The organism is Acinetobacter sp. ABJ_C5_2, from assembly GCF_044538485.1.
Classification (GTDB): Bacteria; Pseudomonadota; Gammaproteobacteria; order Pseudomonadales; family Moraxellaceae; genus Acinetobacter; species Acinetobacter nosocomialis_A.
In genome coordinates this window covers 55,774-62,761 of the sequence record NZ_JBIUCS010000016.1, presented here as the reverse complement: position 1 = coordinate 62,761, position 6,988 = coordinate 55,774, and the positions used below count along the sequence as shown (strand labels likewise).

At 37.2% G+C, this 6,988-nt stretch carries 6 protein-coding genes; 3 read left to right on the top strand and 3 right to left on the bottom strand.

Annotated elements, in window-relative coordinates; all coding sequences use genetic code 11:
• The first annotated feature begins 225 nt into the window (after nucleotides 1-225).
• The 3 genes from ACH8JV_RS13350 (at nucleotide 226) to ACH8JV_RS13340 (ending at nucleotide 3,728) form a co-directional block, all read left to right on the top strand.
• Nucleotides 226-1,899 carry an FMN-binding glutamate synthase family protein gene (locus ACH8JV_RS13350; RefSeq protein WP_274786156.1) on the top strand — a complete coding sequence of 558 codons (1,674 nt, stop codon included), beginning with the start codon at nucleotides 226-228 and terminating at the stop codon, nucleotides 1,897-1,899.
• 208 nt (nucleotides 1,900-2,107) lie between these two features.
• Nucleotides 2,108-3,163: a linear amide C-N hydrolase gene (locus tag ACH8JV_RS13345; protein WP_263613935.1), complete on the top strand. Its 1,056-nt coding sequence runs from the start codon at nucleotides 2,108-2,110 to the stop codon at nucleotides 3,161-3,163.
• A gap of 61 nt (nucleotides 3,164-3,224) precedes the next feature.
• A complete protein-coding gene (locus ACH8JV_RS13340; protein WP_081404935.1) occupies nucleotides 3,225-3,728 on the top strand; it encodes a hypothetical protein in 504 nt (167 codons plus the stop codon).
• Between the two features lie 60 nt (nucleotides 3,729-3,788).
• Here ACH8JV_RS13340 and ACH8JV_RS13335 read toward each other — a convergent pair whose 3' ends face one another.
• Genes ACH8JV_RS13335 through murB form a run of 3 tightly spaced genes read right to left on the bottom strand, consistent with a single transcriptional unit; the run spans nucleotide 3,789 to nucleotide 6,986 of the window.
• On the bottom strand, nucleotides 3,789-4,817 hold the full coding sequence (locus ACH8JV_RS13335; protein WP_263613936.1) for an alpha/beta hydrolase: 1,029 nt from the start codon (nucleotides 4,815-4,817) through the stop codon (nucleotides 3,789-3,791).
• The gene (locus tag ACH8JV_RS13330) at nucleotides 4,817-5,947 is read right to left on the bottom strand and encodes a YdcF family protein (protein ID WP_263613937.1); all 1,131 of its coding nucleotides are present in this window, start codon (nucleotides 5,945-5,947) and stop codon (nucleotides 4,817-4,819) included. The genes ACH8JV_RS13335 and ACH8JV_RS13330 overlap by 1 nt, the downstream gene beginning before the upstream one ends.
• Nucleotides 5,948-5,951: 4 nt before the next feature.
• Complete coding sequence (gene murB / locus ACH8JV_RS13325) at nucleotides 5,952-6,986, bottom strand: UDP-N-acetylmuramate dehydrogenase (RefSeq protein ID WP_396521754.1); 1,035 nt, start codon at nucleotides 6,984-6,986, stop codon at nucleotides 5,952-5,954.
• Nucleotides 6,987-6,988 lie beyond the last annotated feature (2 nt).

The following is a 6,988-nucleotide window of genomic DNA, read 5'->3' as shown; positions in this document are numbered from 1 at the left end:
CTTTAGCTATGAAATTTATAATCAACATTCTCATTATAAAATTTAATCATTTCTATAATCTACTCAATATTATATTTACTGAATATTTGATCATCACAAGCAAAATATCATTATCACTTTCTAAATATATAGTCATTTAATTTTCAACTAACAATTCCCTACTTGTAGTTTGGGCTGCTTCTTGGCAAGGTATGTGCCAGTAAAACATTAGGAATTTGTTCACATATGGCGAGTCCGGCACAAATCATTCGACATAAATTTCTCAATACATTCTTTTCACGCCATTCTCTCTGGTTCTTGTGTATTTTTACTGCACTCAGTATCACGTGGTTTAGAACCGTATACACCCCTCATAGTATCTATTATTTTATTTCAGACACACTACTCAATGGTTTATGGGTAGTTACTAGTGCATTGAGCCTATTGGGTTTATATGACGTCTTACAAAATAGACACTCTATCTTAAGAAATTACCCAATTATGGGCCATTTCCGTTTTTTATTTGAAGATATACGTCCTGAAATTCGCCAATACTTTATTGAAGCCGATCAAGATGCCCTACCTTTCTCGCGTATGCAAAGAAGCTTAGTTTATCAACGCGCTAAAAATGAAAATGCGGATAAACCTTTTGGCTCAATCATTGATGTATACCAACAAGATTACCGTTTTATTGTGCACTCAATTAGTCCATGCCCACCGGCAGATCCTAAGAGTTTTCGTATTCAAATTGGTAATGCACAATGCCTTCAACCCTATAGTGCATCCATTATGAATATTTCTGCCATGAGCTTTGGTAGTTTGAGTGCGAATGCAATACGTGCATTGAACAAAGGAGCGCAGTTAGGTGGTTTCTATCATGACACTGGTGAAGGTAGTCTCAGCCCTTATCATTTAGAAAATGGCGGTGATATTGTTTGGCAAATTGCTAGTGGTTATTTTGGTTGTCGTACTTTAGATGGAAAATTTGACGAACAAAAGTTTGCCAAGCAATCTCAATTACCACAGATTAAGATGATTGAGCTGAAGCTTTCACAAGGTGCTAAACCTGGTCATGGTGGTATTTTACCTAAACATAAAATTACCGCAGAAATTGCCGAAATTCGTGGGGTTTCACGTGACCACGACTGTATTTCCCCCGCAAAACACTCTAGCTTTTCAACACCAATTGAAATGATGCACTTTTTGCAAAAGCTGCGCACATTATCTGGTGGTAAACCAGTTGGTTTTAAACTATGTATTGGCCAACCATGGCAATTTATGAGCATTGTAAAAGCAATGCTTGAAACAAAAATTGTTCCAGATTTTATTGTGGTAGATGGCTCTGAAGGTGGTACTGGTGCAGCACCAATTGAGTTTAGTGACTATATTGGCACCCCATTACGTGAAGGCTTACGTTTTGTACATAACACGCTTGTAGGTGCTGGACTAAGAGACCAAGTTAAAATTGGTGCAAGTGGTAAAATTATTAGCGCATTTGATATTGCCAGTACTTTTGCATTAGGTGCAGATTGGGTTAACTCAGCACGTGGTTTTATGTTTGCAGTAGGTTGTATTCAAGCGCAAAGTTGTCATACCAACCAATGTCCTGTAGGTGTAGCAACTCAAGATAAAGACCGTCAAAAAGCACTACATGTACCTACTAAAGCAGAGCGCGTGTTTAATTTCCATAAAAATACATTACATGCCTTATCAGAAATGATTGCTGCTGCTGGTTTACGCCATCCTTCAGATATTAAAGCTCATCATTTGGCTCAGCGTGTAAATGACCGTGAAATCAAGAACTATGCTCAATTGCATTTCTTCTTGAAAGAAGGAGAACTTTTACAATCTGAACTAAAAAATGATGATGATAATTTCTATTACCGTATGTGGAATATGGCCGATGCCAATCATTTTTAATTTAAATTAGATTGATTATTTGGGTATCATCTTTATTGTGATGCCCTTCTATTTTCTAACTTATTATGTGATTTTTATTTAAATAAAATTCTGTTATTAATTTGTCTTTGCTATATTTTTCACCTACCATAAAAGTATAAATAATATACACACTTTAATTTTATTAAATAAATATCCTCAAATTGTTATAACAAGAAGGTGTTCACTCATGTTAAAAAAAACATTCATTCCCACTTTTATTGCTCTTGCTGTTGGTTTAAGTAGCTATGCAGCCGCTTGTACACGTGCGGTATATTTAGGCAATGACCAACATGTTATTACAGCCCGCTCAATGGACTGGAAGGTTGATACAGGCACAAATTTATGGATTTTGCCGAGTGGTGTTGCTCGTGATGGGAGTGCAGGACCAAATTCAATAAAATGGACGTCTAAATATGGCAGCGTTATTGCTACAGGTTATGAAGTTGCTACAACCGATGGAATGAATGAGGCTGGTTTGGTCGCTAATGTCTTATGGTTAGTCGAATCCCAATATCCAGATGTAAAAAAATCTAATAAACCATTATTAAGCATCGCAGCTTGGGCACAGTATGTACTCGATAATTTTGCAACCGTTGACGAAGCCGTTAAAGCTCTAGAGAAAGAGCCCTATACAATCGTGACAGATAGCGTTCCGGGCGAATCAAGGCTCACAACACTCCATTTATCTATTTCCGATAAAACAGGCGATAGTGCAATCATTGAATATATTGGCGGAAAACAAGTGATTCATCACAGCCGAAGTTATCAAATTATGACTAATTCCCCTACATTTGATAAACAGCTCGCACTTGCTGAATATTGGAAACAAATCGGCGGTACCGTTATGCTTCCGGGTACTAACCGTGCTTCTGACCGTTTTGCACGAGCATCATTTTATATTAATGCAATTCCAAAAACTGATGATATGAAACAAGCTCAGGCTTCTGTATTTAGTGTTATTCGGAATGCCTCTGTTCCATATGGATTAAATACACAAGAAGAGCCTAATATTTCATCGACTCGCTGGAGAACTGTTGCAGACCATAAACAGATGCTTTATTTTTTTGAATCAGCCTTATCACCAAATGTATTTTGGGTCGACTTGAAGAAAATAAATTTTAAAGATGGTAAAACGCGTAGACTGGATCTCGGTCCCGAGCAAAGCCATATCTATGCTGGAGATGCGACTTCTGACTTTAAAATTGCAAAACCATTTACTTTTTTAAGCCCCAAAACTCTTTAATGAAGGGTAAAATTTATCATCTCTAAGATAAATAATATTAAACGTGCTTTCTTGGAATTACATTATGAAAAAAGCCCTATTTTTATTAGGTACTTGTTTACTTACAGCAGCTTGTAGTACGACTTCGTATAAGTCTAATACCACGACAACAACATCTGAGGTAAAGACAGCGGGTCAGCTTAATTGCTTACCTACAGAACTTTGTCCAAGCTTACTCGTTAAATGGAATGAGCAACAGAAAAACCAAGTCCGTGTAGATGTACATTTAAGTAGTAGTTATAACTTCTATGATATTAATTCATTAGTATTTGATATTGATGGGAAACAATTCAGTTATAAACCAGCTCAAGCTACTGAGAAAACAAATGTCAGTCGCCTTGTTCCTAAGCACTCGACGACATACTTTATTATTCCAAGTCAATTCTTACAGGAATTTAAAAACGCGAAAAATATTAATGTATTAGTTAAAACTGATAAAGGTATTATTGAGCGAAATATGTATTCACCGCAAAAGCAATCTTCAGTATATAAAAATTTCGTAGAACTTTATCAAAGCTTAAAATAATCATCTGATTTAATTAACTGATGCACTCAATCTATTGACTAGAGTGAGTGCATTAATCTTTTAATAATAAAAATGTTTCGGCTTAGCATGTAAAAAGGCTGGAATCAAACCAGTTAAAGCCGCACGAATATCTGCACGTTCATTAATTAATTGGTGAGACCCCTCTTCAAGCATTAATAATGTTTGAAGTCTAAATTTACGGCGAATAAACTCAATGTTATAACGCCAGTCTACCGTTTGATCTAATGCTCCTTGAGCCAACCAGACAGGAATACGGCAAGCTGGTCGTTCTTCCATTTCCTGCATCCATTTTGACATTGCCAAAATCCAGTCCATACCCATCATGCGTGGCTGTAACGGATCTTTTAAACGGATAAATCTTAAAAATTCAGGGTTATGGTTATTGCGTCGAAAGTGTCTAGGAACCTGACGCTTTATGCGGCGAATAATGCCGAGTCCTACTGGATTATGCCACCATGCAGTTTTAGCAGGTCGAATTAATGGAGAAAGCAATAAAACTCTATCAACAATTGGGTCTTGTCTTTTTTCTGCATACTCAAGCAGGTGGTGCATCCAAATTGCCCCCCCCGTACTTTGACCTATACCAACCCAAGGTTTAGGTAATTGATCTGCATGTTTTACATACCGATAAACAGCCATTAGAACTTGCTGGTAATGATCAAAATTTTGAATACTTGCTGGTGAACCATTGCTCAAACCATGACCAGGTAAATCATAGGTAATTACACTAAAGCCTTGTTCAAGTATTTCACGAATGATGGGTTGATATATCCCGCTATGTTCAAGATAACCATGTAACAAACATACAGTTCCCTGTACTTTATCTACTTTAGGCTTAAAAACTTGGACATGTAAACGAAATAAAGGCATTTGAACATAGCCTTGCCAATGGTCACAGTCGAGCAAATGCAAACCATATAATTTTCGGTATGCTAAAAGTTCACGAGAAGGTTCTTCTAATGTATTTAAATTAAGTGGACTTAAAACTTGCGGAGTGAGATCACGGTTAGGCACCGGTAAATCTAATTGTTTTAATACGGCAGGATTGAGAAATGGAATCTCAGACATTAAGGCACCTCTCGACAATCACTTGAACCAAATAACATGTCACGAATTGTCGCAAGTAATTCATAATTTGCACGACGACTATGATCGTAGTTTTGTGTACTTGGTTGCCAACGTGTAAGTGCTGTTGGCATTGGGGCAATCACTGGAATCGTTTCGATGCCATTCAAAGCAAATAGACGGCGCGTACGCGGCATATGATATTCATCTGTGACTAACATCACCGTAGGTGCACCACCTTTCTTTTGAAGCAGCAATGAACTAAAGCGAGTATTCTCACAAGTATTCATACTTCTTTGTTCTAATAATTTTGCATCAACGCCACGTTCTTTCAACCAAGCCTGCATGTAAGGAGCTTCAACACCACTTAATACAATGGGTAAATGGTTTTGCTTTTCAACTTCTAGCGTTTTTTCCAGTCTTAATCGTGTATAGCTGTTAACTACAATATCTTTGCCATTTTTATCTAAAGTTAAACCACCACCTAACACCACAATAGCGTAGGGTTCTGATAACTTTTTAGGTTGAGTCGGTAACGGATTTTTACGTACATATTCAACTTTCTGCTCAGGCTCACTTACCGCTTTCTGATGTTCTGGTACGACAGGTTTTCTGGCTAAAAACTCAGTATATTGTTCGGTAAGCGCTTTGTTTTCAGAACTATTAATAAAAAGTGCCTCATCAATAGGACTACTTGCTTCATCAGCAGCATCAATTTCTGAGTTTTTAGCAACTAGAGGTACACTTACAGCTGAGGTGTCGTCCTCTTCTTCCTGCTCTTGTTCTTTTTCTTCTAAAAGAATAATTTGCTGCAAAGCTTTATAGTTTTCTTGGATGTAGCCCAAGTCTGCAGTCTTTTTTTCACGTATCGCATCTTCGGTCAGCTTTAAATAAGCTTGACGTGCAATCCATAAGTTTGAACCTGGCTCTAAGTTATCATGTTCACTTAATGCAGCTTGTCGCTGGCTTTCCGCTGCCACTTCATTCACATCTACCGGAACAAAATAGTTAAGTCCAGCTACAATAAGTTTTGAGTAAAATGGCGAATATAAAAAAACCACGAAACAGCCTAATAGTACAAATAGCACAGTAACTACTTGTACAAAACGTACCATCAAGTGTACTTTTGGCATAGACCTATTCCGTATGATTTTCAATTAAACCTAAACTGTTATAAAGCACAGGCTCTGGTTCTAACATAACATGGAACCGCTGATCAACATCATGTTGTACAGCTTGATAAGTTTTCTTTACATCAGCAAGAGATGCATTGGCATAATTCACCAAAACCAACGCTTGTTTGTGAAACATCCCCACTACACCAAGTTGTTGACCTTTCCAACCTGCTTGATCAATTAACCAGCCCGCTGCAATTTTAACGTTGCCATTGGCTTGAGGATAATGTGGAATTGTTGAAAATTGTGTGATTAAGCGTTCAAATTCTTGAGCACTTACAATCGGATTTTTAAAGAAACTTCCTACATTTGGATATTCTTTAGGATCGGGTAATTTACTTTGGCGAATATGGATAACCTGATTTTGTAAATTCTCGGCAGTTAGGTTGTCTCCAACCGCTTGCTTTAAATCACCATAATTCAGCTTCAAATGAGCTTGTTTGAGTAATTTAAAGGTGACATGCGTAATGATGTAGCGTGTCGGATCATCTTTAAAAATGCTATGTCTATAGGAAAAATGACAGTCGGCCGCCAAAATCGATTGAGTCTCTTTAGATTTACGGTCATAAACTTGTACTGACTCAATAAACTCACCAACCTCAACACCATAAGCACCAATATTCTGTACTGGTGAAGCACCGACTAAGCCCGGAATAAGGGCTAAATTTTGCAAGCCAAACCAGTTCTGCTTTGTGCTATATAAAACAAAATCGTGCCAAACTTGCCCTGCACCTACTTTGACACATACAAAATCCTCATCTTCAGATAAAACTTCTATACCCTGAATATCAAGATGAATGACTAACGCATTAATTTGCTGCGGTAGCAACATATTACTACCGCCAGATAATACAAGTACATTTAGCTCATGCGCTTTAGCAAAATCTAAAGCTTCTTTAATGTCTTCAACAGACGTGATCTTAGTATAATGAGAAGCTGTTACATCTAAACTTAAAGTATTGAATGGCTTAAGCTGTACTTGATTTTGAATTTGCATTG